Here is a 24,066-nt window from a genome sequence, read left to right as displayed (position 1 = left end):
GACGCTCAGATTGCCATCTCTCTCAACACCTTCGACGCCTCCCGGCTCGCCGTCAGCACGGCCCCGTCGCGCATCGTGATCTCGAGCTGCGACTGATCGTCCGCGCGCATCGAATCGACGAAGTCGAGGTTGACGAGCGCGGAGCGGTGGATGCGGATGAAGCGGCCCGGGTCCAGCTGGGCTTCCAGTTCCGAGATGCCGATGCGCACGAGGAAGGTGTGGCCGCGCGCGGCGATCGCCGTGTACTTGGCGTCCGCCTTGAGGTAGGCGATCTCGTTCACGGACAGCGGGAAGATGCGCCCGCGGTCGCGCACGAGGATGCGTTCGATCCTGCTTGGCGCACGCTGCACGGCCTGCGCGAGGGCGCCGTCGACGACGTCGCGTGCCGGCACGGCCGCGCCGGGCGTCTCCAGCAGGCGCGCGACGGCCGCGTCGAAGCGGGCGCGCGTAAAAGGCTTCAGCAGGTAGTCGACGGCGTTCAGTTCGAACGCGGTCACGGCGTACTGGTCGTACGCGGTCGTGAACACGATGTCGGGCACGACGGTCAGGCGGCGCAGCACGTCCAGGCCCGTCATCTCGGGCATCTGGATATCCATGAAGACGATGTCGGGGCGGATGCGGTCGATCTGCGCGAGCGCGCTGGCGCCGTTCGCCGCTTCGCCCACGAGGCGCAGGCCGGCATGGGCATAGATGAAGTCGCGCAGGACGTCGCGCGCGAGCGGTTCGTCCTCGGCGATGAACACGGTCCGGGCACTCGGTTGAGTCATGTGAAATCCTTGTCGTTGGCGGCGAGCGGGATGGCCATCGTGACGACGAAGCCGGCGCCCGGCGCCGTGTCGATGGCCAGGCCCTCGTCCATGCCGTATTCGAGCTGCAGGCGGCGCTCGACGGTGCGCAGGCCCAGGCCGTTCGATGCGCGCACGCGGCCGATGTCGGCGCCGGGACCGTCGTCGCCGACGGACAGCACGAGCGTCCCCGTGTGCGCGTCGATGCGCGTACGGATCAAGAGGCGGCCCGGCCGGCTGTGCGGATTGAACGCGTGCTTGATGCTGTTCTCGACGAGCGGCTGCAGCGACAGCGCGGGCAGCATGCGGCCGGACGCGGCATCGTCCAGTTCCCAGTCGACCTTCAGGCGCGGGCCGAGGCGCAGGCTTTCCAGCTCCAGGTAGTCGCGCACGAAGCCCAGCTCGTCGTCCAGGGTGACGCGGTCGTTGCCTGTCTTTTCCGTGTCCAGCACGTAGCGCAGCATGTCGGAGAATTGAAAGAGCGCCGTCTCGGCGGCGCTCGGGTCGCGGCGGGTGAGGGCGATGATGGAGTGCAGCGTGTTGAACAGGAAGTGCGGATTCAGCTTGCTGCGCAGCGCGTTCAGCTCCGTCGCCACGAGCAGCGCGTGCGCCTGCTGCATGGCCACTTCCTGGCGCCGCCGCGCCGCGTTGGTGCGCACCATGTGGAAGGTGGTGGCGATGACGCCGTAGCCCATCATCGAATACAGCACCGGCCACACGTAGAACGACAGCGGCTGCGTGGCGCCGGACAGCAACGCGGGCAGCGCGTACGACAGGATGGCATAGGTCGGTGCGCCGAGCCCGTGGATCACGCACCGCGCCGCGAACGACACGCGCCGGCGTTCCATCCAGCCGCTGAGCGGCCAGTGCAGGGCCAGCACGAGGGCCTGCGGCACGATCCACAACATCGGGACCATGTTGTGCCAGTTGAAGCCGCGCTGGTTCGGATCGGCAAGCTGCAGCACGACCGCGAGCAGCACCATGTACGCGAGCCAGGCGCAGGCGTAGTTGCGCCACATGCCGCCGGTCGGCATCGTCGTCGTGGTCCTCGTCAGCTGTTCCATTCAGAAAGTATGACGCAGGATCGCGCCCGGCGGAACGTCCATGACGCGAAGTGCGGTAAGCGGGCAACGAATTGCGAGATTGGGGAACGACGGGGTTCCAACCCGCGCGCGCCACAAACAACCCCGATGCTATAGTGACCCGCATCGAGTGAAGCGAGGAGTGTGATGGATTCCGAAGCGCATGATCCGATGCGCGATTTCCTGCGCGAACATAACATCCACGAAGTCGAGTGCGTCATCGCCGACATGACGGGCATAGCCCGCGGCAAGATCCTTCCGAAAGACCTGTTCCTGGCCGGCGAGCACATGCGGTTGCCCAAGAGCGTCCTGCTGAACACGGTGCACGGCGAACAACCCAACAATACGCCGTATGTCGGCTCCATCGATCCCGATATGGTGTGCGTGCCCGACCCGGCCACGATCCGCGTCGTGCCCTGGGCGACGGAGCGCGTCGCGCTCGTGATCCACGATTGCATGAACTTCGACGGCAGCCAGGTCGACCTGGCCCCGCGCTCCGTGCTGCGCCACGTGCTCGCCCGATATGCCGGACGCGGCTGGACACCCGTCGTCGCGCCGGAAATGGAGTTTTATCTCGTCGCGCGCACGACCAATCCGCACGAACCGCTGAGTCCGCCCACGGGCCGCAGCGGCTTCACGGAGCAGGGCCGGCAATCGTATTCGATCGATGCCGTGAACGATTTCGATCCGTTCTTCCTGGAGTTGTCGGCGTTCTGCAAGCAGCACGAGCTGGGCGTCGAGACGCTGATCCACGAGGCCGGTGCGGGCCAGATGGAAATCAATTTTACGCACGGGGACGCGCTCGAACTGGCCGACCGCGTCTTCCTGTTCAAGCGGGCCGTGCGCGAGACGGCGCTGCGCCATGGCATTTTCGCCACGTTCATGGCCAAGCCGATGGAGACCGAGCCGGGCAGTGCGATGCACGTGCACCAGAGCATCGTCGACGCGGAAGGCCGCAACATCTTTTCCAACGAGGACGGGTCGGAAAGCGCGCTGTTCCGGCACTTCATCGGCGGCCTTGAAAAATACGTGCCGCCGGCAACCTTGCTGTTCGCGCCGCACGTGAATTCGTACCGGCGCCTGTCGCGCTTCCAGTCGGCGCCGATGAATGTGCACTGGGGCTACGACAACCGCACGTGCGGCATCCGCATTCCGAATTCCGGGCCGGCCAGCCGGCGCGTGGAAAACCGCGTGCCCGGCGTCGACGTGAACCCGTATCTGGCCATGGCGGCGACGCTGGCCTGCGGCTTTCTCGGCATGGTCGAACGGGTGGAGCCGTCGGCGCCCACGCCGGAGAGCGCGGAGCACATCCACGGCGACCTGCCACGCAACCTCGAGGATGCGATCCTGCAGCTGCGCGGGTGTCCGGCGCTGGCCGACATGCTGGGGCCCTTGTTCGTGCAGGCGTTCTGCGAAGTGAAGGAACTGGAGTTCGCGACGTTTTCGCGTGTGATCAGTTCGTGGGAGCGGGAGCACCTGATGTTGTTGGTGTGACCCCACCGTGCGTCATACGCTGGGCAGGGTGACGGTCAGGCGCGTGTGCCCGTCACTCGTCTCCATGGTGGCGTCACCGCCCTGGACCGCGGCCATCAGGCGGATCGAATACGTGCCGAGGCCCATGCCGCCGGCCTTGCCGGCCGTGGCGTACTTGTCGAAGAAGCGGCCGCGCATGGTCAGCGGCACCTCGCCCTCGTTGTCGATGACGACGTGCAGGCTGCCTACCCCCGGCGCCACGTCGACCTTGATCGTGGCGCCCGGCGGGGACGCTTCGGCCGCATTCTTGAAGGCGTTCGTGAACAACGAATAGCACAGCAGCGATTCGCCCAGGCACACGGTGTCGCCCGGTGCCGCGAAATGGATCGCGATGCGGCGGTCCGTGAACGCGAGCTCCGTCTGCTGCGCCACGCGCGACAGCAGGGCTGCGAGGTCGAACGGCTGCAGCGCGGCTTGATACTCGCCCTTTTCCATCTTGTGGATGTCGAGCGTGCGGTTGATCATGTCGAGCGCGTGGTTGGCGGCCATCTCGATCATGTGCGCATGCTCGCGCTGCGGGTCGGGAAGATCGCTGCCGAGCAGCGCCTGGCTCGCGTGCAGCGTGACGGCGATGGGGCTCTTGAGATCGTGGCGCGTCATGCGCTCGACGTCTTCGCGCAGGTGCGCGTTCTCGATCAGTAAATCGTTCTGGCGTTTCAGGTCGCCCATCGCCGTCGCCAACGCGAGGTGCGTCGCAATGCGCGCCTTGAGGATCGTCGGGTCGGCCGGCTTCGAGACATAGTCGACGGCGCCCAGGCTCAGGCCCCCCACGATGTCGTCGACGGCGTCCTTCGCGGACAGGAAGATGACCGGGATGTGCGCCGTTTTCGGATCGGACTTCAGGTGGCGGCACGTCTCGAAGCCGTCCATCACGGGCATCATGATGTCGAGCAGGATCAGGTCGACGGGGAAGGCACGGGCGATTTCCAGCGCCTTGCGACCGCTGATCGCCACCTTGATCGCGTACTAGTCCTTCAGCGCGCCGGCCAGCACCTCGATGTTGGTGGGGACGTCGTCCACGATCAGCACCGTGCAGCGTTTGAGGCGCTCGGCCAGCGGCGCCTGCAGGCCGATGACGTCGGCCTGGACGGGCGTCGGCTTCAGCACCGGCGGCGCGGCGTCGGCCTTCGGTTCCGGCGCGGGCGCCGCGCCGGCAGGCACCGCAGCGGCGGCCGCACTGTCCTGCACCGTGCCGATCATCGCCATGAACTTGCTGGCGAAGCTGTGCACCGTGAACGGCTTGATCATGTAGGCGTTGACGCCGGCCTGCAAGGCGCTGCGCACGGAGGCCGGATTCGCCTCGGCCGTCAGCATCATGAACGGCGTCTGCGCATAGCGCGCGTCGTGCCGCATCCAGTGCAGCAGGTCCAGGCCGCTCATCACGGGCATGCCCCAGTCGCCGATCACGATGTCGACGGGCTGCTTGCGCATCAGGTCCTGCGCCGTCTTGCCGTTATCGGCCTGGAAGATGTTGGCGAACCCGAGCTCCGTCAGCACCTGGCGCACGGCGGTGCGGATCAGGAGGTAGTCGTCGACGATCAGGATGACGGCGGACTGATGCATATTTTTCTGATAATGAATTTGGCAAGTGTAACAACGAACGCATCACGAACCAACCATCAGGCCGCCGGTATGCATGGATGTGCACGTTTGTATTGATTATTGCTGCTTTGTGCGTAAACGTGTACAGTGACCGGCATCGAGGAGGGCATATGCAACTGGCGGAAGAACGACGGCAACACATCGTCGACACGGTCGAGCAGCAAGGCAAGGTGCTGGCGGCCGAACTGGCGCAGCGGTTCAACACATCGGAAGACACGATCCGGAGAGATTTGCGCGACCTGGACGCGGCCGGCCTGTTGCGCCGCGTGCATGGCGGCGCGATGCGGCGCACGCAGGCCGTGCCCAGCTTCGGCCAGCGGCTCGATGCCGACGGCGCACGCAAGGAGATGCTGGCGCGCGCGCTGGCGGACAGCGTGCGCCCGGGCGACACGGTGCTGGTCGATGCCGGCACGACGAACCTCGCGTTCGCGCGCCAGCTGGAAGACGGGCTGGCGGCCACCATCATCACCAACAGTCCGCAGATCGCGCTGGGGCTGGGCCACTTGCGCGCCACGCGCGTCGTGCTGCTGGGCGGCGTGTATTCGGCCCACGTCGGCGCCGTGCTGGGCGCGCAGACGCTGGCCGAGATCCAGCGCCTGCGCGTGGACGTGGCGGTCGTGGGCGTGTGCAGCGTCGAGGCCGAGCGCGGCCTGGGCGCGAGCGACGTCGAGGAAGCCGTCCTCAAGCAAGCCATCCTGGCCGTGGGCAGCCGGCGCGTCGTGGCCGCGCTGAACGAACGGCTGGAGGCGCCGGCGCCGTTCGCGATCGCGCCACTCCACGAGATCGACCGCCTCGTGCTGGAAGCGGATGCCGCGCCGGACGTGGTCGCGCGCCTGCGCAAGGGTGAGCGCGCGCCCGAGATCGTACTGGCCGCAAGGAGCCGCGCATGAGCCGCATCGACGACGGCCTGACCCTCGAACGCGCGCCGGCCGCGGGCTTGAACGCCGCGCGCTGGTCCGTCTCGACGATCTTCCTGCTCAACGGCGCCGGCATCGGCGTGTGGGCCGCGCACGTGCCGCTCGTGCAGGCGCGCGCCGGCATCGACACGGGCGTGCTCGGCTTCCTGCTCTTGACCATCGCCGGCGGGGCGATCTCCGCGATGCCGCTGTCCGGCTGGATGGCAGGACGCTGGGGCACGCGCGCCGTCGTCATCGGCAGCGGCCTGCTGTTCGCGCTGACGAGTGCCCTCCTGATGAACGTGGGCGGCGTCGTGCCGCTGTTCCTCGCGGCGTACGCGTTCGGCGCCAGCAACGGCGTGCTGGACGTGGCGATGAACGCCAACGCCAGCGAGGTCGAGGCGGCGCGCGGCATTCCGACGATGTCCTCGTTCCACGGCTTCTTCAGCCTCGGAGGCCTCGTCGGCGCCGCACTGGGCGGCCTGCTGATCGCCGCCGGTCTCGGCGACGGCAGCGGGGCGCTGGCGGTGAGCGTTGCCATCGCGGTCGTCGTCGCATGGTGCGCGCGCAGGCTGCTCGCGGTGCCGTCGGCGCCGCATGCAAGTCACTTCGCGTTGCCGCGCGGGCCCGCGCTGTTCCTCGGCATGCTCGGTTTGCTGTGCTTCGCCGTCGAGGGGGCGCTTGTGGATTGGAGCGCGCTGCTGCTGACGGAACGCACGAAGGTCGACGCCGCATCGGCGGCCCTGGGCTACTCCGCGTTCTCGGTGACGATGGCCGCCTGCCGCTTCGCCGGCGACCGTCTCGTGCTGCGTTTCGGGCCGCTGCGCGTGATGACCGTGGGCGGGCTCGGTATGTTCGCGGGGTTGATGCTGGCCGTGGTCAGCACGCATTTCTGGCTGTCGGCGCTGGGCTTCGCGCTGATCGGCCTGTCGGCGGCGAACGTCGTGCCGCTGATCTTCGCGGCGGCCGCGCGCATGCCGGGGATGTCGGCCGGCGGCGGGCTCGCGACCGTGGCCACGCTCGGCTACGCGGGCCTGTTGATGGCGCCGCCGTTGATCGGATCGATCGCGGCGCATGCGAATATCGCGGTGGCACTGGGCATCCTGTCGTTATCGGGGATCGTGATCGCCGCGAATTCGAAACGCGTTTTGCCGTAGGGTGGGCGGCCCTCCGCCCACGCGGACGCTTGCGATGTGGCGGCGTTACGTGGGCACGGGGTGCCCGCCCTACCCGTATTCTTTTAACACCGTGTAGGCGCCGGCGTGTGATGCGACGAGGGCGTAATGCGTGACCGCCCAGTCGATCGCCGGACCTGCTGCGGGGATGACTGCCCCGTTGGCGCGCCGCGCCATCGTCACGTGCGGCCGGTATTTGCGCGCTTCCGGCGTCAGGCCCAGCGCAAGCAAGGCGTCGGACAGGCGCGCATGCAGGTCCAGCAGCGGCTGCGGTTCGGTGTGCGGTTCCAGCCATGCGATCCCGCTGTGCTGCAGCACGGGGCGGCCGAACTGCAGCTGGAAAGGCGTGAAGGGCACCTGCAGGCCGTCCAGCAGTTCGGGCAGCCGGCTGCTGGGCAGGTTGCCGAGGAAGTGCAGGGTCACGTGCAGTTTATCGGTGTGGACGGGCGTCGCGCCGCGCGGCCACGTCCACGCATCGCGCCATGCGCGCAGCTGGTCCCGCACGGGCTCAATCGGCCACAGCGCCAGGAACAGACGGGTGGTGTCCGGTTGCGCGTCCATGGCATCAGAAGCAGTGTTCCGGCGCCGGGAAGCTGCCGTCCTTGACGGCCGCCACGTAGGCTTGCACGGCCGCGTCGATGCTCGTCTGGCCTTCCATGAAGTTCTTCACGAAGCGCGCCTTGCGGCCCGGGAAGACGCCCAGCAGGTCGTGCATGACGAGCACCTGGCCCGAGCAGTCCGGACCCGCGCCGATGCCGATGGTCGGCACGTGCAGCATGCCCGTTACTTCCTTGCCCAGCGCCGCCGGCACCGCTTCCAGCAGCACCATCGCCGCGCCGGCGTCCTGCAGCGCCTGCGCGTCGCGCTTGAGCTGCTCCGCGCCTTCGTCGGTCTTGCCCTGCACGCGGTAGCCGCCCAGCTGGTGGACGAATTGCGGCGTGAGACCGATGTGGGCGCAGACGGGGATGCCGCGGTCGGTCAGGAAGCGCACGGTCTCCGCGAGCCAGGCGCCGCCCTCGATCTTGATCATCTGGGCGCCCGCGCGCATCAGGGCGGCGCAGCTGTCGTAAGCCTGCTGCAGGGTGCCGTAGCTGCCGAACGGCAGGTCGGCCAGCACGAACGCGTGTTTGCGGCCGCGCACGACGGACGCGGTGTGGTAGGCGACGTCCGCCACCGTCACGGGCAAGGTCGAGTCGTAGCCGGCGCACACCATGCCCAGCGAGTCGCCGATCAGGAGGATGTCCACGCCGCAGCGGTCCATCAGCGACGCGAAGCTGGCGTCGTAGCAGGTGAGCATGGCGATCTTCTCGCCGGCCGCGCGCATCGCCAGCAGCGAGGGCAGGGTCACGGCCTTGCGCACCGGTGCCTCGTTCGTCGCGTTTCCGCCCAAATAAGCGCTCATAGTATTCCTTTGCAAATCAAGATATGCCGGAGGATCGCCCCGGCTTGGTCACGCGCCTCGGGCAAGCATGCGGTCACAGGCGTGCCCGGCATCGTTTGTTAAGATGCGCGATCTTACCTGAAAACGCCACCGACAGACTTCGTCACCCCAATGGCCACGACCATCCTCGTTATCTTCCTCGTCGTCTATCTCGGCATGATCCTCGGCGGGCTGCCGTTCCTGCGGCTCGACCGGACCGGCGTCGCGCTGCTCGGGGCGATCGCGCTCATCAGCATCAATGCGTTGAGCCTGGAGCAGGCGGTCGCGTCGATCCACCTGCCGACGATGGCCCTGCTGTTCGCCTTCATGGTCGTCTCGGCGCAGATGCGGCTGGGCGGGTTCTACGACTGGGTCACCAATAAACTGGCCGGGCTGGCGCTGAGTCCCGCCAGCCTGCTGGGCGTGCTGATCGTCGTCGCCGCGGCGCTGTCGGCCGTGTTCAGCAACGATATCGTCTGCCTGGCCATGGCGCCGCTGCTCGTCGACGCGTGCCGGCGGCGCCGGCTCGCGCCGGTCCCGTATTTGCTGGCGCTCGCGTGCGCATCGAACATCGGCTCCGCCGCGACGCTGATCGGCAATCCGCAGAACATGCTGATCGGCCAGACGATGCGGCTGTCGTTCGACGGTTATTTTCTGGATGCGATCATCCCGGTCGCGTTGGGACTCGCCGCGAGCTGGGCGCTGATCGCGTGGCAGACCAAGGGATGCTGGGAGGAGAGCGCGGCCGACACCGGGTCCGAGGCGGCGAACATCCCGTTCGATGCCTGGCAAACGACCAAGGGCTTGACGATTGCCGGCGCGCTGCTGGTGGGCTTCCTCGTCGCACCGTGGCCCAGGGAGCACATGGCGCTGATCGGCGCGGGCATCCTGTTGATGAGCCGCCAGCTGCGTTCCCGCAACATGCTGGGGCTCGTCGACTGGGAATTGCTGGTGCTGTTCATGAGCCTCTTCGTCGTGAACGCCGCGTTCCAGCGCACGGGATTGACGGAACACGCCATCGCCTGGCTCGCGTCGCTCGGTGTGCGGCTGGATCAGCCGGGCGCGTTGTTCGCTGCCACGCTCGTGCTGTCCAACCTGGTGTCCAACGTGCCCGCCGTGATGCTCCTGATCCCCGTCGTGCATCATCCGATGGGCGGGGTCATGCTGGCGCTGGTCAGCACGCTGGCGGGGAATCTGCTGATCGTCGGGAGCATCGCGAACATCATCGTCGTCGATGCGGCGGCGCGGCGCGGCATCGTCATCGACTGGCGGCGCCACGCGCGCGTGGGCGTGCCTGTCGCCCTCATGACGCTGGCCGTCTCCGGCGTGTACCTGGCGCTGCGTTTTTAATTCAGGACGGCGATGCCCTGGTCGCCGACGCCCGCGAGCAGCGCGGCCACGGCGCCACGGCCGGGGATGACGAGACCGGGCGCCACTTCGGCCAGCGGCGCGAGCACGAACGCGCGCTCGTGCATGCGCGGGTGCGGGACGGTCAAGCCGGGCGCATCATCGATGACCTGGTCGCCGTACAACAGCAGGTCGAGGTCCAGCGTGCGCGGCGCGTTGCGGTAGGGGCGCTCGCGGCCGTGGGCCTGTTCGATGGCGAACAGCGCCTGCAGCAGGGCGTGCGCGTCGAGGTCCGTGTCGAGCGAGGCGACGGCGTTGACGTAGTCGTCGCCGGAAGAGTCGATCGGGGCCGTGCGGTACAGCGACGACGTTTGCAGCAGCGTCGCACCCGGCAGGCGGGACAAAAGCTCGATGGCGTCCAGCACGTTCGCGCGCGCGTCGCCCAGGTTGGCGCCGATGCCGACCCAGGCGATCATTCGCCGCCCGCGGCCTGTGCGTCGGCCGGTGCGCCGCTTTCACCTTCCGCGCGGCGCGGACCGCGGCGGCGCGGGCGCTTCTTTTGGCCGGACGGCGGGATGTCGCGCGCCGAGTTGATCAGGCGTTCGCGCTCGGCCACGTCGCCGGCGTAGAACGTCGCCCACCAGTTGCCGATCTCCGCATCGAGCTCGCCCGATTCGCAGCGCAGCAGCAGGAAGTCGAAGCCGGCGCGGAAGCGCGGATGCTCCAGCAGCTTATATGGCGACTTGCCGTTGCGGCGTTCGAAGCGGGGCTGCATGGCCCAGATGTCGCGCATGTCGGTGGCGATGCGGCGCTGCAGGGCCAGGTTCTCGGTCTGGTTGTCGAGGACGTCGTCCGCCGCCAGGTGCAGCGCGGGGATCGGCGATTCGCCGGCCGCGCGGTAGGCGTTCCACTTTTCCAGCACCTGGTGCCACAGCAGCGACGCGAACAGGAAGCCCGGCGACACGCCCTTGCCGGCTTTGACGCGGGTATCCGTGGATTCGAGGGCGAGCGTGACGAACTTCATGCCGATCGGCTGTTCCAGCACGACGTCGAGCAGCGGCAGCAGGCCGTGGTGCAGGCCGGACGAGCGCAGCTCCTTCAGGCAGGCCAGCGCGTGGCCGCTCATCAGGAGCTTCAGCATTTCGTCGAACACGCGCGCGGCCGGCACGTTGTTGATGAGCGGGGCCATCACGGGGATCGGCGCGCGGGTCGCGGGCTCGATGGTGAATTGCAGCTTGGCCGCGAAGCGCACGACGCGCAGCATGCGCACCGGATCTTCGCGGTAGCGCGCTTCCGGCTGGCCGATGATGCGCAGGACCTTGGCGCGGATGTCTTCGATGCCGCCGTGGTAATCGAGCACCGTCTGCGTGGCCGGGTCGTAGTACATCGCGTTGATCGTGAAGTCGCGGCGCTCGGCGTCTTCGTGCTGCGGACCGAAGTTATTGTCGCGCAGGACCCGGCCATGCTCGTCCTTCGGCGCGTTGTCGCTGCCCTTGCCGCGGAACGTGGTCACCTCCAGCAGGTCCTGGCCGAACATCACGTGCACGATCTGGAAGCGGCGGCCGATGATGAAGGCGCGGCGGAACAGCTTTTTGACTTCCTCGGGCGTGGCGTCGGTGGCGATGTCGAAGTCTTTCGGCTTCACGCCCAGGAGCAGGTCGCGCACGGCGCCGCCGACGACGAACGCTTTGAAACCGGCTTCCTGCAGGGTCTGCGTGACGCGCACCGCGTTGTTCGACACGAGCTTGGGATCGATGCCGTGCTGCTCCGGCCCGAGGATGACGGGTTCGGTCGGGTCGCGCTCGGTTTTGACGCCCAGAATTTTGCGAATGAATTTTTTGATCATTGAACAGGTGCATCGAAGAGATGCAATAAGGTCCAGCCGAGGGCGGTTGCGTGTTGTTTCAGTTTGTCGCTCGGATTGGTCGCGATCGGGTGCGAGACGACCGACAGCAGCGGGATATCGTTGTGCGAATCGCTGTAGAACCAGCTGCGCTGGAAGCTGTCGAACGGACGGCCCAGGCCTTCCAGCCATGCGTGCATGTGCACGACCTTGCCGTGGCCCTGCGTGGGCGTGCCGGCCAGCTTGCCGGTCGGGTGGCCGCGTTCGTCCAGCTCGGGGCGCGCGGCGATCAGGTGCTCCACGCCGAACTCGCGCGCGATCGGCGCGGTGACGAACGCATTGGTCGCCGTGATGATCGCCACGAGGTCGCCCGCGTCCTGGTGCTTGCGCACGAGCTCAAGCGCCTTCGGACGGATGCTTGGCTTGACCACGTCGCGCATGTATTGCGCCTGCAGGTCTTTCAAATGGGCCGGGTCGAAGCGGGCCAGGGTGCCGAGGGCGAATTCGAGGTATTCGACCGGATCGAGCGTGCCGGCGTTGTACTGCGCGAAGAAGGCGTCGTTGCGGCGCTGGTGTTCGCCGGCGTCGACGACGCCCTGGCGCACGAGGAACTGGCCCCATTCGTAGTCGGAATCGATCGGCAGGAGGGTGTGGTCGAGGTCAAACAGCGCGAGGTCGTTCATTCTTTTGGTTCGGAGTGTGGACTGCCGGGGTTTCCCTGAAGCAATAGATCGCGCAGCAGCGGTACCGTGACCGGACGCTGTGTCTCGAGCGAATATTGGTCGAGCGCATCCAGCATGGTCGACAGGGAGCGCATGTCGCGCTTGAAATGGGACAGCAGATAGGGTAACACGCTGGCCGACAGCGTCAAACCGCGGGCTTCCGCGGCCTGCGTGAGGGCGGCGATCTTCTGGTCGTCGGACAAGCCGTGGATCTGGTATACGAGGCCCCAGCCCATGCGCGTGCGCAGGTCTTCGCGCACGGGCAGCACGGCCGGCGGCACGGGGCCCGTGCACACCATGTACGCGCCATGTTCGCGCACCTGGTTGAACAGGGCGAAGGCGTCGATCTGGCGCTCGGGCGAGAGCTGGTCGACGTCGTCGACGAGGTACAGGCTCACGTCGTGTGTCAATACGAATGCGTCCGCACCGGCATTGGCCGCGATGTAGCGCGCGCCATCGGTGGCGGCGAGGCCCTGCAGCAGGTGCGTCTTGCCGGCGCCCGTCTCTCCCCACAGGTAGCAGAAATGCTCGCGCGATGCGCGCTGGGCGAACTGGTGCATCAAATGCGCCATTTCGGCATTTTCCCCTATCTGGAAGGTGTCGAGGCTTTGCGCCGGCTCGGCGCCCAAATCGAGCACCAGCTGTTTCATGGCTCGGTTCTCATCATGTCGTGTGCGTGTGAATCACGCATTATAGAAGCTGCTGCGCAGATAGTGGCGTTTCAAGTGGCGAAACGCCACCATCAGCACCGCCGACGCGGGCAGCGCCAGCAGCACGCCCACGAAGCCGAACAGCTGGCCGAAGGCGAGCAGGGCGAAAATCACCGCCAAGGGATTGAGCCCGATGCGCTCGCCGACGAGGCGCGGCGTGAGGAAAAAGCCCTCGATGACCTGTCCCGCGCCGTAGATCACGGCCACGGCGATCACGCCGCTCCAGTCGGAAAACTGCAGGATGGCGGCCGTCAGCGCCAGCACCAGCCCCAGGCCGTAGCCCAGATAGGGAATGAAGACGAGCAGCCCCGTCAATATGCCGACCGGCAGCGCCACCTCGAAGCCGGCCAGCGCCAGCGCCGCCGAGTAGTACAGGGCCAGCACCAGCATCACGAGCAGCTGGCCGCGCAGGTACTGGGCCAGCAGGGCGTTGACTTCCAGGGCCATGTCCACGGTCGGATTCACCCAGCGGCGCGGCACGGCGTCCTGCAGCTGGCGCAGCAGGCGGTGCCAGTCCAGCAGCAGGTAGAACAGGACGACCGGGATCAGGATGCTTGTGGCGATCCAGCCGAGCAGCGCGCTGCCGCCCACGCGGGCCGAGGCGAGCACCGTCGTCCAGATCTCGTCGCTGGACGTCATGATCTGCTGCGTGAGGATGGTGCGCAGGCTGCTGCCGTCCAGCTTGATGTGGATGCCCAGCTGCGCCAGCCGGGGCCGCAACATGGTGTCGATGCGGGCCAGCGCGTCCGGGATCTGGGCCTGCAGCAGCGGCAATTCCGTGCGCAGCACCGGCACGACGATCAGGACGAGGGCGCCGACGGCCGCCAGGAACGCCACGATCACGGCCACGACGGCGAGCGAGCGCGGCAGGTGGAATTTGCCGAGGCGCACGCGTTCGAGCCGGTCGACGGCGCCGTTCAGCGCGTAGGCGAGGATGGCGGCGGCGATGAACGGGGTGAGGATGGGCCCGAGGGCGTACAGCAGCAGACCGCAAGCCAGCCAGAGTGCCAACCAAAACGCTGATTGTTTTTGCTCCGGGCTGAGGGAAAAAGGCATGTAATTGTTGTTCTGACCGTTAAAACGGTGCCGCGGCAGGCCGTTTTGATAAAATAATGGATTGACCGGCTGGCTACCGACAGTTCACGCCGTCTAATGTCCAGTTGTCAACCGCCTACTATTTTACCGCCTCCGCTGCCAAATACCATGAGCCAACCATCTAATGTTTCTCTCTCCTACCGCGACGCTGGTGTCGATATCGATGCCGGCGACGCCCTGGTCGAAGCGATCAAACCATTTGCCAAGCGCACCATGCGCGAAGGCGTGCTCGGCGGCATCGGCGGTTTCGGTGCGCTGTTCGAGATCAGCAAAAAATACAAGGAACCGGTTCTCGTGTCCGGCACCGACGGCGTCGGCACCAAGCTGAAACTCGCGTTCGAATTGAACCGCCACGACACGGTCGGCATCGACCTCGTCGCCATGAGCGTCAACGACATCCTCGTGCAGGGTGCCGAGCCGCTGTTCTTCCTGGATTACTTCGCTTGCGGCAAGCTGGACGTGACGACCGCGACCGCCGTCGTCAAAGGCATCGCCGCTGGCTGCGAACAGGCCGGCTGCGCCCTGATCGGCGGCGAGACGGCCGAGATGCCGAGCATGTACCCGGACGGCGAATACGACCTGGCCGGCTTCGCCGTCGGCGCCGTGGAAAAATCGCAGATCATCGACGGCACCAAGATCGCCCCGGGCGACGTCGTGCTGGGCCTGGCCTCGTCGGGCATCCACTCGAACGGCTACTCGCTGGTGCGCAAGATCATCGAAGTCTCCAAGCCCGACCTGGAAGCCGACTTCCACGGCCGCAAGCTGTCCGACGCGCTGATGCAGCCGACCCGCATCTACGTCAAGCCGCTGCTGGCGCTGATGCAGGCGATGGAAGTGAAGGGCCTCGTGCACATCACGGGCGGCGGCCTCGTCGAGAACATCCCGCGCGTGCTGGCCGATAACCTGACGGCCGTGCTGGACAGCAAGTCGTGGACCCTGCCGCCGCTGTTCCAGTGGCTGCAGCAGCACGGCGGCGTGGCGGATGCCGAGATGCACCGCGTGTTCAACTGCGGCATCGGCATGACGGTCATCGTCTCGAAGGACAACGCCGACGCGGCCGAAGCCCAGCTGAAGGCGGCCGGCGAGACCGTGTACCGCATCGGCGAGATCCGCGCGCGCGGCGAAGGCCAGGCGCAGACGATCGTCGAATAAGCCTGCCGGCTTCATGTTGAAACGGGGCGCCGCGGCGCCCCGTTGTCATTCCGGCGCCCGGATATGCTCCACGAGCCCTCCGCTTTCGCGCGGCGGCGGCGCGGTCAGCAGGCTGGCCACGACGAGCGCCAGGGCGCCCGCCGGCACGCCGAACACGCCGGCCGAGATGGGCGCGATGTGGAACCAGACGCCGTCCAGGCTCCCGCCCAGCATCGGATTCGTGTGCAGCATGTAGTAGATGCAGACGAGGAATCCGGTCGCCATGCCCGCGATCGCGCCCGCGAAATTGGCCCGCTTCCAGAACACGCCCGCCACCAGCGCCGGGAACATGGTCGACCCCGCGAGCGAGAACGCGGCGCCGACGAGCGACAGGATGTCCGCCGGCTTCTGCGACGCGACGTACGCCGCGATGAAGGCGACGGCGAGCAGCAGCAGCTTGGAGATCGTCACGCGCTTCTGCGTGGAGGCGCCCGGATCGACGATCTTGAAGTAGATGTCGTGCGACAGCGCGTTCGAGATCGCCAGCAGCAGGCCGTCCGCCGTGGACAGCGCCGCCGCCAGGCCGCCCGCCGCGACCAGGCCGGAAATCACGTACGGCAGTCCGCCGATCTCCGGCGTGGCCAAGGTCAGCACGTCGCCGTCGATCGCGATCTCGGCCAGCTGCACGATGCCGTCGCCGTTGACGTCGACGATGCTGATCAGCGGATTCGCCTTGTCGACGTTGGCCCAGTACGAGACCCAGGTCGGCAGGGAATCGTAGCTGCTGCCGACGAGGGCCGTGTAGATGTCGTACTTGGCGAGCACCGCCAGCGCCGGCATCGTCAGGTAGATCAGCAGGATGAAGAACAGCGTCCAGAACACGGACACGCGCGTCTCGTGCACGGACGGCGTCGTGTACGCGCGCATCAGGATGTGGGGCAGCGCGGCCGTGCCGAACATCAGGCAGAACACGAGCGCGAGAAAATTGTTGCGGCGGATGCTTGACTCCTGCCGCGTCTTGCCGGGGAACGGCTCCGCATGGGGTTCGGGCGGCTGGGCGCGCGCGAGATTGGCGGCGCGCAGGTCGCTCCACACATGCGCGGCTTCGTCGGCCGTGCGCGGATAGTCCAGCAGTTCGCGCTCGGCCGTGCGCACTTCGGTGAGCGGCGCGTTGCGGCCGCGCGCCTTGTCCAGGCGGCGCTGCGCGTCGATCTTGCCGGCCTCCCAGGAATGCGGCAGGCCGGCCAGGCGTTTGTCGTAGTCGTCGGCGCGGGCGCGGAAAGCGGCACGGACTTCGGCCTCGCGCGGATCCGCCGCCAGCTGGGCCTCGCGCTTGGCCAGCTTGGGCAGCACGGAACCGTAGGCCACCTGCGGCACGGGGTTGCCCGCGAATTTCATCGACAGCCAGATCGTCGGGATCAGGAAGGCGACGAGGATGATGATGTATTGCGCCACCTGCGTCCACGTGATGGCGCGCATGCCGCCCAGGAACGAGCACACGAGGATGCTGGCGAGGCCGAGGAAGATGCCGACCGAGAAATCGACGCCCGTGAAGCGCGACGCGATCAGCCCCACTGCGTAGATCTGCGCGACGACGTACGTGAACGAGACGACGATGGTGGCGCCGACGGCCAGCGCGCGCACCAGGTTGCCCCGCTGCGTGCCGGTCTCGCCGCCGTAGCGCGCCGCCAGGAAATCGGGAATCGTGTACTGGGCGAAGCGGCGCAGATAGGGCGCGATCAGGAGCGCGACGAGGCAGTAGCCGCCCGTCCAGCCCATCACGTAGGCGAGGGCGTCGAAGCCGTGCAGGTACAGCGTGCCGGCGAGGCTGATGAAGCTGGCCGCCGAGATCCAGTCGGCCGCCGTCGCCATGCCGTTGAACAGCGCGGGCACGCGCCGCCCGGCCACGTAGTACTCCGACACGTTCGACGTGCGGCTGACGACGCCGATGATCGCGTACAGGACGATCGTGGCGAACATGTACAGGTGGCCGATCCACTGGCGCGGCATGCCTTCGTTTTCCAGGATCGCCAGCGCCCCGAGGAACAGGGCGAAGCAGATCGTGAACCATGCATAGTAGCGCGCCAGTCGGCGGAAATAGCTGCGCGTCTTCGCGGACGGCGAAGCCGCGGTGGACGGTGCCGCGCCGGTCATGGGCGTGCCTCCAGCATGCGCCGGAACTCGCGGTCGAGGATGCGCATGCGCCAGGCGTACGCGCCGATGATGGCCAGATAAATCAGCGACGCGCCCTGCGCCGCGAGGTAGAACGACAGCGGCCAGCCGAACACGGACAGGTGCGCGAGGTCGCGCGCGAAGAACACGGTGCAAAAGCTCGTGGCGAGCCACAGCGCCAGCAACAGCGCGACCAGGCGGCGCGCTCTGGCCCAGTGCGCGGCGCGCGCGGCATAGACGCGTGCGCGGTCGGTGTCAGATGAAGGGGCGGTCTCGGTCGGCATCGGGGACAGGCGTGACGGTGGGCGGGAAGGTCAGCCGGAACAGGCTGCCCGGGAATTTCTTGTGCGTGCTGCGCGGGTTGTTGAAGATCTCGATCTCGGCCCCGTGCTGCTGCGCGATCTCGCGCACGATGGCCAGGCCCAGGCCGGAGCCGGGCACGCTGGAGCCGAGGATGCGGTAGAAGCGCTCGAACACGCGGTGGCGCTCGGACGGCGCGATGCCGGGGCCGGTGTCCTCCACTTCCAGCAAGGCCTGGTCGCCGTTGCCGATGTTCGTCCCGCGCACTCGCACGGTGACGCTGCCTTGGGCCGGCGTGTAGCGCAGCGCGTTGTCGATGAGGTTGGACAGCAGCTCGCGCAACATGATGGCGCTGCCCGCGATTTCCGGCGGATCGCCGATGACCTCGTAACCGAGGTCGATCTCGTGCGCGAACGAGGCTTGCACCCAGTCCTGCACGACGTCGCGCGCGAGTGCGGCCAGGTCGAGCGGGGCCAACGCCAGCCCGGCATGCGGCTGGTTTTCCGCGCGCGCCAGCGCCAGCAGCTGGTTCACGAGGCGCGTGGCGGATTCCGAACTCTTGGCCAGCTGTTCGAGCGAGCGGTGGATCTCGTTCGGGTCGACCTGGCGCAGCGCCAGTTCCGATTGCATGCGCATGCCCGCGAGCGGCGTCTTCATCTGGTGCGCGGCGTCGGCGATGAAGCGCTTCTGCGCGGCGATCGTGTGCGCGAGACGCGCCAGCATGTCGTTCAGCGAGCCGACGAGCGGCGAGATCTCTTCCGGCACCTGGCGCGAATCGATCGGCGATAAATCGTCCGGAGGCCTGGCGCGGATGCGTTCCTGCAGCTGGGCCAGCGGCGACAGCCCGCGTGACAGGGCGAACCAGACGAGAGCCAGGATCACGGGCAGGATGATGAACTGGGGCAGGATCACGCCCTTGATGATCTCGTTGGCCAGCTGCGCGCGCTTTTCCAGCGTTTCCGCCACTTGCACGAGGGCCAGGCGCGGTTCCTGAGAAGCGTCCAGCAGCGGCTGCAGGTTGACCCAGGCATAGGCGATGCGGATCGGCGCGCCGTGCAGGGTCTCGGTGCGGAAGTGCACGCGGCCGCTGCGTTCGGCGTCGTCCGCGTTCGGCAGCGGCAGGTCGCGGTCGCCGTCGACGATCTCGCCGTGCGGGCCGCTGATCTGGAAATAGACGCTGTCGACGTCGTCGGCGCGCAGGATGTCGCGCGCGGTGCTGGGGAGGCGCGCGACCACTTTGCCGTCCACTTCCTTGACCTGCTGGGCGAGCACCGTGACGCTGTCTTCCAGCGCGTGGTCGAACGGCTGATTCGCGATCGATTTCGCGACCAGGTACGTGATCGCGATGCTCATCGGCCACAGCAGCAGCAGCGGCGCCAGCATCCAGTCGAGGATCTCGCCGAACAGCGAGTGCTGGATGCTTTCTTCCGGCTCGGGTTTGGGCGGAACGTAGAGCTCGTCGAGCGGTTCCGCGACGGCGAGCGGATCGGGCCCGGCGGCGCGCCGCTTGAATCGTTTCACTTGTGGCCGCTGGCCGCTTCGGCGCTCTTGTGGGCGCTGTCCGCGTGACGCTCGAGGCAATAGCCCAGTCCGCGCACGGTGGCGATGCGGATGCCGCCCGTCTCGATCTTCTTGCGCAGGCGGTGCACGTAGACCTCGATGGCGTTGTTCGACACCTCTTCGCCCCATTCGCACAGGTGGTCGACGAGCTGTTCCTTCGACACGAGGCGGCCAGTGCGCGCCAGCAGGATTTCCAGCAGGCCCAGTTCGCGCGCGGACAGGTCGAGCATCTGGTCGTTGATGTAGGCGCTGCGGCCGACCTGGTCGTACACGAGCGGCCCGTGGCGGATGACGGTCGAGCCGCCACCCTGGCCGCGCCGGGTGAGGGCGCGCACGCGCGCTTCCAGTTCCGACAGGGCGAACGGTTTCGGCATATAGTCGTCGGCGCCGGCGTCGAGGCCGCCCACGCGCTGTTCGATGGAGTCGGCCGCGGTGAGGATCAGCACGGGCAGCAGCGAGCCGCGCGCGCGCAGGCGGCGCAGCACGTCCAGGCCGGACAGCTTGGGCAGGCCGAGGTCGAGGATCAGCAGGTCGAATTCCTGGGTGGACAGCGCGGTGTCGGCGTCCTGGCCGTTCTTCACGCAATCGATCGCGTAGCCGGACTGGCGCAGCGAGCGCGTCAACCCGTCAGCGAGCACGCTGTCATCTTCGGCAAGTAAAATACGCATCTCGGCTCCCTCGTTTCTGGCTTGGACATTAGAGAACGTCGAAAAACCTGCTGCGCGTTGCACTGCGGACCGGGCCGCGCAGGCTGCGATGCGCCGTGACGGCGGACCGGCTGTACCGCTCGTACAGCTGCGCTTGTCGAACTGCGTTGCGGCCGCTCGCGACGGTTTTTCAAGGTTCCCTTCGTTGTTTCGTATATTGTGTTGGATATTGCGTAACAAGTCGAATCGGTCAACGGATTGTCACACGACTGTAAATAACGCTTGCCAAAACCACTGGGATTTTATACAGTACTTCCTATTGAAATCGCGCGAGCGGCCCACACCTTGGATCACTCTAGGACAGAAAGAAAGTTATGGACGACAAAAAATCCGCAGTAAATGCAGCCGAGAAGGGCAAGGCGCTGGCAGCAGCCCTCGCGCAGATCGAAAAGCAATTTGGTAAAGGCTCGGTGATGCGCATGGATACCAATGCGCCCGTCGAGGAAGTGCAAACCGTCTCGACCGGTTCGCTGGGCCTGGACATCGCCCTCGGCGTCGGCGGCCTGCCGCGCGGCCGTATCGTCGAGATCTATGGTCCGGAATCGTCGGGTAAGACGACGCTGACCCTGCAGACCATCGCCCAGATGCAGAAGCTGGGCGGCACCTGCGCGTTCATCGACGCCGAACACGCGCTGGACGTGACCTATGCGCAAAAGCTGGGCATCAAGCTGGACGAGCTGCTGATCTCGCAGCCGGACACGGGTGAGCAGGCACTGGAAATCACGGACGCGCTCGTGCGTTCGGGCAGCGTCGACATGGTGGTCATCGACTCGGTGGCGGCGCTGACGCCGCGCGCCGAGATCGAAGGCGACATGGGCGATTCCCTGCCGGGCCTGCAAGCCCGTCTGATGTCCCAGGCGCTGCGCAAGCTGACCGCATCGATCAACCGTACGAACACCCTGGTGATCTTCATTAACCAGATCCGTATGAAGATCGGCGTCATGTTCGGCAGCCCGGAAACGACGACCGGCGGTAACGCGCTGAAGTTCTACGCCTCCGTGCGTCTGGACATCCGCCGTACCGGCTCGATCAAGACTGGCGACGAGGTGATCGGTAACGAAACCAAGGTCAAGGTCGTCAAGAACAAGATCGCGCCCCCGTTCAAGGAAGCGCACTTCGACATCCTGTACGGCGAAGGCACGTCGCGCGAAGGCGAGATCATCGACCTGGGCGTGGACAACAAGATCGTCGAGAAGTCGGGTTCGTGGTACAGCTACGGCGGCGAACGCATCGGCCAGGGCAAGGACAATGCGCGTATCTTCTTGAAGGAGCGTCCGGCACTGGCACGCGAGATCGAGAACAAGGTCCGCGCCGCCCTGGGCGTGCGCGAACTGCCGCCGGGTCCGGTCGGTGGCGATGCGCCCCAGCTGGCCTCCGTCGGCGACGACGAGTAATCGTCCTCGATGGTGCGCCAGCAGCTGAGCCTCAAGGCTCGCGCGTTGAAATATTTATCGACGCGCGAGCACAGCCGGCTCGAACTGGCGCGCAAATTGTCTCGATATGCGGAGGAGGGCGACGACGTCGAAGCCCTCCTCGATTTCCTTGAAAAGAACAACTGGCTGTCGCAGGAGCGCTTTGCCGAATCGCTGGTGAACCGGCGTGCGGGCCGCTACGGCAACGCGCGGGTACTTGCCGAACTCCAGCAGCATGGCGTCAACGGCGAAGCGTTCGACGAGCTCAAGTCCGAACTGAAGGAATCCGAAACGGCACGGGCGCGTGAGGTCTGGCGCCGCAAGTTCAACCGGGTTCCGCAAGATGCCGAAGAGCGCAGCAAGCAGATGCGCTTTCTGCTGCAACGTGGCTTTTCCCAAAGCGCGGTGCGTGCCGCGCTGAAGGGCGGCGACGACGAAGACGATCTCTGATCCCGCTTCTCACTGTTGTGAATGACGGACTGCGGTCTTGTTTATGACAGTTCGATGACGCAGCCACGCGCACAAGCTTGCGCTTTCGTCATCACAACTTCGCAACATCTTCCCTTATCTTCCCTTCATAAACCCTTGGGCAACTGAGGATACGGTGCACAGGCCGGCACCCTGTGCTAAACTTTCATGGTTTAAGCAGCGCCGCAAGAGCGGTTGTTGCCGTAGAAGCTGCGGCAACGTGCATCAGGCACAACGGCTGCAAATTTTTTCGCCGCATTCCGGCATTGGTGTTTATGCCCCTGTCTCCACCCGCTCCGCGTAAGCCTCGGCACACGCGCGCCATCACTGTCGACGTGTTCGCGCGCGACGATGGCCTGTGGGATCTCGACGCCTGCATCCGCGACACCAAGACGCATGACATTGCCCTGCCTTCCGGTTCCCGCCCGGCCGGCCTGCCGGTGCACGAACTCAAGCTGCGCGTGACCATCGACCGCGACATGAATATCGTCGACGCCGAAGCCGCGTCCGACGCCGTACCCTATCCCGGTTTCTGCGACACCATTGCTCCTGCTTATAAAAAGCTGATCGGCTTGTCGCTGCTGAAACATTTCCGATTGCATCTGAAGGACCGCCTGTCCGGGGTACTCGGCTGCACCCACCTGACCGAACTCGCGCAAGTCCTGCCCACCGCGGCAATCCAGGCCTTCGCCGATGACGCGATGGCCAACCGTTCGGTCGATACCTCGACCGAGCGGCCTTACGAACTGGACCGCTGCCACGCACTGCGCCTCGATGGCCCCGCCGTCGAAACGTACTATCCGCGCTGGTCGCTAAAGGCGGTGCCGGGGTAGTGTTGTCCGGAGTAGACTCCGGATTTGTCGCTTTATTTATTCATTCGCATTTCTAAACTACATCAGTAACAGAAGAAGGGAAGCCAGCATGAAAATCCATGAGTATCAGGGCAAAGAGATCCTCCGAAAATTCGGAGTGACCGTTCCGCGCGGCATTCCGTGCTTGTCGGTTGACGAGGCTGTCAAGGCAGCTGAAGAGCTGGGCGGTCCGGTCTGGGTGGTCAAGGCCCAGATCCATGCTGGCGGCCGCGGCAAGGGCGGCGGCGTGAAAGTCGCCAAGTCGCTGGAACAAGTGCGTGAATACGCGAACCAGATCCTGGGCATGCAGCTGGTGACCCACCAGACCGGTCCGGAAGGCCAGAAAGTCCGCCGCCTGCTGATCGAAGAAGGCGCCGACATCAAGAAAGAACTGTACGTGTCGATGGTCACCGACCGCGTCACCCAGCGCGTCGTGCTGATGGCCTCGTCGGAAGGCGGCATGGACATCGAAGAAGTCGCACACAGCAACCCGGAAAAGATCCACACCATCGCCATCGATCCGGCCGTCGGCCTGACCGACGCCGACGCTGACAGCATCGCCGCCAAGATCGGCGTGCCGGAAGCCTCGATCCCGGCTGCCCGCGCCAACCTGCAAGGCCTGTACAAAGCCTACTGGGACACCGACGCATCGCTGGCCGAAATCAACCCGCTGATCCTGACCGGCGACGGCAAAGTCATCGCCCTGGACGCCAAGTTCAACTTCGACTCGAACGCCCTGTTCCGCCATCCGGAAATCGTCGCCTACCGCGACCTGGACGAAGAAGATCCGGCTGAAGTCGAAGCATCGAAATTCGACCTGGCCTACATCTCGCTGGACGGCAACATCGGCTGCCTGGTGAACGGCGCCGGCCTGGCCATGGCCACCATGGACACCATCAAGCTGTTCGGCGGCGAGCCGGCCAACTTCCTGGACGTCGGCGGCGGCGCGACCGCCGAGAAGGTCACGGAAGCCTTCAAGATCATGCTGAAGAACCCGGGCCTGAAAGCCATCCTGGTCAACATCTTCGGCGGCATCATGCGCTGCGACGTGATCGCCGAAGGCGTGATCACCGCATCGAAGGCCGTGTCGCTGCAAGTGCCGCTGGTCGTCCGCATGAAGGGCACCAACGAAGACCTGGGCAAGAAGATGCTGGCCGACTCCGGCCTGCCGATCATCTCGGCTGACACCATGGAAGACGCAGCGAAGCAGGTCGTTGCCGCTGCAGCTGGCCAAGCTTAATTCGCGAAGGAAATA

Annotated in this window: 24 protein-coding genes; 9 read left to right on the top strand and 15 right to left on the bottom strand. The window is 66.3% G+C overall.

Translation table 11 applies throughout. The annotated features are described in order from the left end of the window. Nucleotides 1-5 precede the first annotated feature (5 nt). Nucleotides 6-767 carry a LytR/AlgR family response regulator transcription factor gene (locus tag BVG12_RS17295; protein WP_075793478.1) on the bottom strand — a complete coding sequence of 254 codons (762 nt, stop codon included), beginning with the start codon at nucleotides 765-767 and terminating at the stop codon, nucleotides 6-8. Beyond that, nucleotides 764-1,849, bottom strand: coding sequence for a sensor histidine kinase (locus BVG12_RS17290; RefSeq protein ID WP_229503907.1), 1,086 nt, complete (start codon nucleotides 1,847-1,849; stop codon nucleotides 764-766). The genes BVG12_RS17295 and BVG12_RS17290 overlap by 4 nt, the downstream gene beginning before the upstream one ends. A 165-nt stretch (nucleotides 1,850-2,014) precedes the next feature. On the opposite strand from BVG12_RS17290, the gene BVG12_RS17285 reads away from it, so the two are divergent. Next, complete coding sequence (locus BVG12_RS17285) at nucleotides 2,015-3,361, top strand: glutamine synthetase family protein (protein ID WP_179966271.1); 1,347 nt, start codon at nucleotides 2,015-2,017, stop codon at nucleotides 3,359-3,361. A gap of 12 nt (nucleotides 3,362-3,373) precedes the next feature. Here the strand turns inward: BVG12_RS17285 and BVG12_RS17280 are convergent, their stop codons facing one another. Both BVG12_RS17280 and BVG12_RS33505 read right to left on the bottom strand, forming a co-directional pair. Continuing rightward, on the bottom strand, nucleotides 3,374-4,354 hold the full coding sequence (locus tag BVG12_RS17280; RefSeq protein WP_083685150.1) for a hybrid sensor histidine kinase/response regulator: 981 nt from the start codon (nucleotides 4,352-4,354) through the stop codon (nucleotides 3,374-3,376). A gap of 12 nt (nucleotides 4,355-4,366) precedes the next feature. After that, entirely contained in the window at nucleotides 4,367-4,963 is a 597-nt protein-coding gene (locus tag BVG12_RS33505; RefSeq protein ID WP_083685147.1) for a response regulator, read from the bottom strand. A gap of 149 nt (nucleotides 4,964-5,112) precedes the next feature. Here BVG12_RS33505 and BVG12_RS17270 point away from each other — a divergent pair, with 149 nt between their 5' ends. Together BVG12_RS17270 and BVG12_RS17265 are read left to right on the top strand one after the other, a co-directional pair. Further along, nucleotides 5,113-5,892 carry a DeoR/GlpR family DNA-binding transcription regulator gene (locus BVG12_RS17270; protein ID WP_075793477.1) on the top strand — a complete coding sequence of 260 codons (780 nt, stop codon included), beginning with the start codon at nucleotides 5,113-5,115 and terminating at the stop codon, nucleotides 5,890-5,892. After that, on the top strand, nucleotides 5,889-7,055 hold the full coding sequence (locus BVG12_RS17265; RefSeq protein WP_075793476.1) for an MFS transporter: 1,167 nt from the start codon (nucleotides 5,889-5,891) through the stop codon (nucleotides 7,053-7,055). Before BVG12_RS17270 ends, BVG12_RS17265 begins: the two co-directional genes overlap by 4 nt. 69 nt (nucleotides 7,056-7,124) lie before the next feature. Here BVG12_RS17265 and thpR read toward each other — a convergent pair whose 3' ends face one another. Further along, nucleotides 7,125-7,634, bottom strand: a complete 510-nt coding sequence (gene thpR, locus BVG12_RS17260; RefSeq protein ID WP_075793475.1) for an RNA 2',3'-cyclic phosphodiesterase — start codon at nucleotides 7,632-7,634, stop codon at nucleotides 7,125-7,127. A 4-nt stretch (nucleotides 7,635-7,638) separates the two neighbouring features. Continuing rightward, on the bottom strand, nucleotides 7,639-8,475 hold the full coding sequence (panB, locus tag BVG12_RS17255; RefSeq protein ID WP_075793474.1) for a 3-methyl-2-oxobutanoate hydroxymethyltransferase: 837 nt from the start codon (nucleotides 8,473-8,475) through the stop codon (nucleotides 7,639-7,641). A 150-nt stretch (nucleotides 8,476-8,625) separates the two neighbouring features. On the opposite strand from panB, the gene BVG12_RS17250 reads away from it, so the two are divergent. Beyond that, nucleotides 8,626-9,843: an anion transporter gene (locus tag BVG12_RS17250; RefSeq protein ID WP_075793473.1), complete on the top strand. Its 1,218-nt coding sequence runs from the start codon at nucleotides 8,626-8,628 to the stop codon at nucleotides 9,841-9,843. On the opposite strand, the gene folK is transcribed toward BVG12_RS17250, so the two are convergent. From folK to BVG12_RS17225, 5 genes are read right to left on the bottom strand one after another with little or no spacing between them, the layout of a single operon-like run. After that, nucleotides 9,840-10,316: a 2-amino-4-hydroxy-6-hydroxymethyldihydropteridine diphosphokinase gene (folK, locus tag BVG12_RS17245; protein ID WP_075793472.1), complete on the bottom strand. Its 477-nt coding sequence runs from the start codon at nucleotides 10,314-10,316 to the stop codon at nucleotides 9,840-9,842. The genes BVG12_RS17250 and folK overlap by 4 nt on opposite strands. Continuing rightward, nucleotides 10,313-11,686 (bottom strand): polynucleotide adenylyltransferase PcnB, encoded by a 1,374-nt coding sequence (gene pcnB / locus BVG12_RS17240; RefSeq protein WP_075793471.1) that lies wholly within the window; start codon nucleotides 11,684-11,686, stop codon nucleotides 10,313-10,315. The genes folK and pcnB overlap by 4 nt, the downstream gene beginning before the upstream one ends. Beyond that, complete coding sequence (locus BVG12_RS17235; RefSeq protein WP_075793470.1) at nucleotides 11,683-12,366, bottom strand: histidinol-phosphatase; 684 nt, start codon at nucleotides 12,364-12,366, stop codon at nucleotides 11,683-11,685. The genes pcnB and BVG12_RS17235 overlap by 4 nt, the downstream gene beginning before the upstream one ends. Further along, the gene (gene hda, locus BVG12_RS17230) at nucleotides 12,363-13,055 is read right to left on the bottom strand and encodes a DnaA regulatory inactivator Hda (RefSeq protein ID WP_075793469.1); all 693 of its coding nucleotides are present in this window, start codon (nucleotides 13,053-13,055) and stop codon (nucleotides 12,363-12,365) included. The genes BVG12_RS17235 and hda overlap by 4 nt, the downstream gene beginning before the upstream one ends. A 33-nt stretch (nucleotides 13,056-13,088) precedes the next feature. Beyond that, entirely contained in the window at nucleotides 13,089-14,171 is a 1,083-nt protein-coding gene (locus tag BVG12_RS17225; protein ID WP_075793468.1) for an AI-2E family transporter, read from the bottom strand. 147 nt (nucleotides 14,172-14,318) lie between these two features. Between BVG12_RS17225 and purM the strand changes: the two genes are divergently transcribed. After that, a complete protein-coding gene (purM, locus tag BVG12_RS17220; protein WP_075793467.1) occupies nucleotides 14,319-15,362 on the top strand; it encodes a phosphoribosylformylglycinamidine cyclo-ligase in 1,044 nt (347 codons plus the stop codon). A gap of 45 nt (nucleotides 15,363-15,407) precedes the next feature. On the opposite strand, the gene BVG12_RS17215 is transcribed toward purM, so the two are convergent. From BVG12_RS17215 to BVG12_RS17200, 4 genes are read right to left on the bottom strand one after another with little or no spacing between them, the layout of a single operon-like run. Further along, nucleotides 15,408-17,495: a sodium:solute symporter family protein gene (locus BVG12_RS17215; protein WP_075793466.1), complete on the bottom strand. Its 2,088-nt coding sequence runs from the start codon at nucleotides 17,493-17,495 to the stop codon at nucleotides 15,408-15,410. Further along, on the bottom strand, nucleotides 17,492-17,797 hold the full coding sequence (locus BVG12_RS17210) for a DUF4212 domain-containing protein (protein WP_075793465.1): 306 nt from the start codon (nucleotides 17,795-17,797) through the stop codon (nucleotides 17,492-17,494). Before BVG12_RS17210 ends, BVG12_RS17215 begins: the two co-directional genes overlap by 4 nt. Then, nucleotides 17,769-19,334, bottom strand: coding sequence for a sensor histidine kinase (locus tag BVG12_RS17205; protein WP_075793464.1), 1,566 nt, complete (start codon nucleotides 19,332-19,334; stop codon nucleotides 17,769-17,771). The genes BVG12_RS17210 and BVG12_RS17205 overlap by 29 nt, the downstream gene beginning before the upstream one ends. After that, the gene (locus tag BVG12_RS17200) at nucleotides 19,331-20,041 is read right to left on the bottom strand and encodes a response regulator (RefSeq protein ID WP_075793463.1); all 711 of its coding nucleotides are present in this window, start codon (nucleotides 20,039-20,041) and stop codon (nucleotides 19,331-19,333) included. Before BVG12_RS17200 ends, BVG12_RS17205 begins: the two co-directional genes overlap by 4 nt. 353 nt (nucleotides 20,042-20,394) lie before the next feature. Here BVG12_RS17200 and recA point away from each other — a divergent pair, with 353 nt between their 5' ends. The 4 genes from recA to sucC all read left to right on the top strand — a co-directional run bounded on the left by recA (nucleotide 20,395) and on the right by sucC (nucleotide 24,051). Next, entirely contained in the window at nucleotides 20,395-21,474 is a 1,080-nt protein-coding gene (recA, locus tag BVG12_RS17195) for a recombinase RecA (RefSeq protein ID WP_075793462.1), read from the top strand. 9 nt (nucleotides 21,475-21,483) lie between these two features. Further along, entirely contained in the window at nucleotides 21,484-21,942 is a 459-nt protein-coding gene (gene recX, locus BVG12_RS17190) for a recombination regulator RecX (protein ID WP_075793461.1), read from the top strand. Nucleotides 21,943-22,235: 293 nt separating this feature from the next. After that, nucleotides 22,236-22,793, top strand: a complete 558-nt coding sequence (locus BVG12_RS17185; protein WP_075793460.1) for a DUF2889 domain-containing protein — start codon at nucleotides 22,236-22,238, stop codon at nucleotides 22,791-22,793. Nucleotides 22,794-22,881: 88 nt separating this feature from the next. Next, nucleotides 22,882-24,051 carry an ADP-forming succinate--CoA ligase subunit beta gene (gene sucC / locus BVG12_RS17180; RefSeq protein ID WP_075793459.1) on the top strand — a complete coding sequence of 390 codons (1,170 nt, stop codon included), beginning with the start codon at nucleotides 22,882-22,884 and terminating at the stop codon, nucleotides 24,049-24,051. The last annotated feature ends 15 nt before the right edge of the window (nucleotides 24,052-24,066 follow it).

Source organism: Massilia putida, assembly GCF_001941825.1.
Classification (GTDB): Bacteria; Pseudomonadota; Gammaproteobacteria; order Burkholderiales; family Burkholderiaceae_D; genus Telluria; species Telluria putida.
This window is presented reverse-complemented; position numbering and strand designations above follow the sequence as displayed.

Excerpts from the sequence above, each read along its gene's own strand:
- BVG12_RS17225 (WP_075793468.1), bottom strand. The coding sequence starts at position 14,171 with ATGCCTTTTTCCCTCAGCCCGGAGCAAAAACAATCAGCGTTTTGGTTG.
- hda (WP_075793469.1), bottom strand. The coding sequence starts at position 13,055 with ATGAAACAGCTGGTGCTCGATTTGGGCGCCGAGCCGGCGCAAAGCCTC.
- BVG12_RS17295 (WP_075793478.1), bottom strand. The coding sequence starts at position 767 with ATGACTCAACCGAGTGCCCGGACCGTGTTCATCGCCGAGGACGAACCG.
- BVG12_RS17215 (WP_075793466.1), bottom strand. The coding sequence starts at position 17,495 with ATGACCGGCGCGGCACCGTCCACCGCGGCTTCGCCGTCCGCGAAGACG.
- pcnB (WP_075793471.1), bottom strand. The coding sequence starts at position 11,686 with ATGATCAAAAAATTCATTCGCAAAATTCTGGGCGTCAAAACCGAGCGC.
- panB (WP_075793474.1), bottom strand. The coding sequence starts at position 8,475 with ATGAGCGCTTATTTGGGCGGAAACGCGACGAACGAGGCACCGGTGCGC.
- thpR (WP_075793475.1), bottom strand. The coding sequence starts at position 7,634 with ATGGACGCGCAACCGGACACCACCCGTCTGTTCCTGGCGCTGTGGCCG.
- BVG12_RS17250 (WP_075793473.1), top strand. The coding sequence starts at position 8,626 with ATGGCCACGACCATCCTCGTTATCTTCCTCGTCGTCTATCTCGGCATG.
- BVG12_RS17270 (WP_075793477.1), top strand. The coding sequence starts at position 5,113 with ATGCAACTGGCGGAAGAACGACGGCAACACATCGTCGACACGGTCGAG.
- BVG12_RS17210 (WP_075793465.1), bottom strand. The coding sequence starts at position 17,797 with ATGCCGACCGAGACCGCCCCTTCATCTGACACCGACCGCGCACGCGTC.
- BVG12_RS17235 (WP_075793470.1), bottom strand. The coding sequence starts at position 12,366 with ATGAACGACCTCGCGCTGTTTGACCTCGACCACACCCTCCTGCCGATC.
- BVG12_RS17285 (WP_179966271.1), top strand. The coding sequence starts at position 2,015 with ATGGATTCCGAAGCGCATGATCCGATGCGCGATTTCCTGCGCGAACAT.
- folK (WP_075793472.1), bottom strand. The coding sequence starts at position 10,316 with ATGATCGCCTGGGTCGGCATCGGCGCCAACCTGGGCGACGCGCGCGCG.
- recX (WP_075793461.1), top strand. The coding sequence starts at position 21,484 with ATGGTGCGCCAGCAGCTGAGCCTCAAGGCTCGCGCGTTGAAATATTTA.
- sucC (WP_075793459.1), top strand. The coding sequence starts at position 22,882 with ATGAAAATCCATGAGTATCAGGGCAAAGAGATCCTCCGAAAATTCGGA.
- BVG12_RS17265 (WP_075793476.1), top strand. The coding sequence starts at position 5,889 with ATGAGCCGCATCGACGACGGCCTGACCCTCGAACGCGCGCCGGCCGCG.
- recA (WP_075793462.1), top strand. The coding sequence starts at position 20,395 with ATGGACGACAAAAAATCCGCAGTAAATGCAGCCGAGAAGGGCAAGGCG.
- purM (WP_075793467.1), top strand. The coding sequence starts at position 14,319 with ATGAGCCAACCATCTAATGTTTCTCTCTCCTACCGCGACGCTGGTGTC.
- BVG12_RS33505 (WP_083685147.1), bottom strand. The coding sequence starts at position 4,963 with ATGCATCAGTCCGCCGTCATCCTGATCGTCGACGACTACCTCCTGATC.
- BVG12_RS17290 (WP_229503907.1), bottom strand. The coding sequence starts at position 1,849 with ATGGAACAGCTGACGAGGACCACGACGACGATGCCGACCGGCGGCATG.
- BVG12_RS17200 (WP_075793463.1), bottom strand. The coding sequence starts at position 20,041 with ATGCGTATTTTACTTGCCGAAGATGACAGCGTGCTCGCTGACGGGTTG.
- BVG12_RS17185 (WP_075793460.1), top strand. The coding sequence starts at position 22,236 with ATGCCCCTGTCTCCACCCGCTCCGCGTAAGCCTCGGCACACGCGCGCC.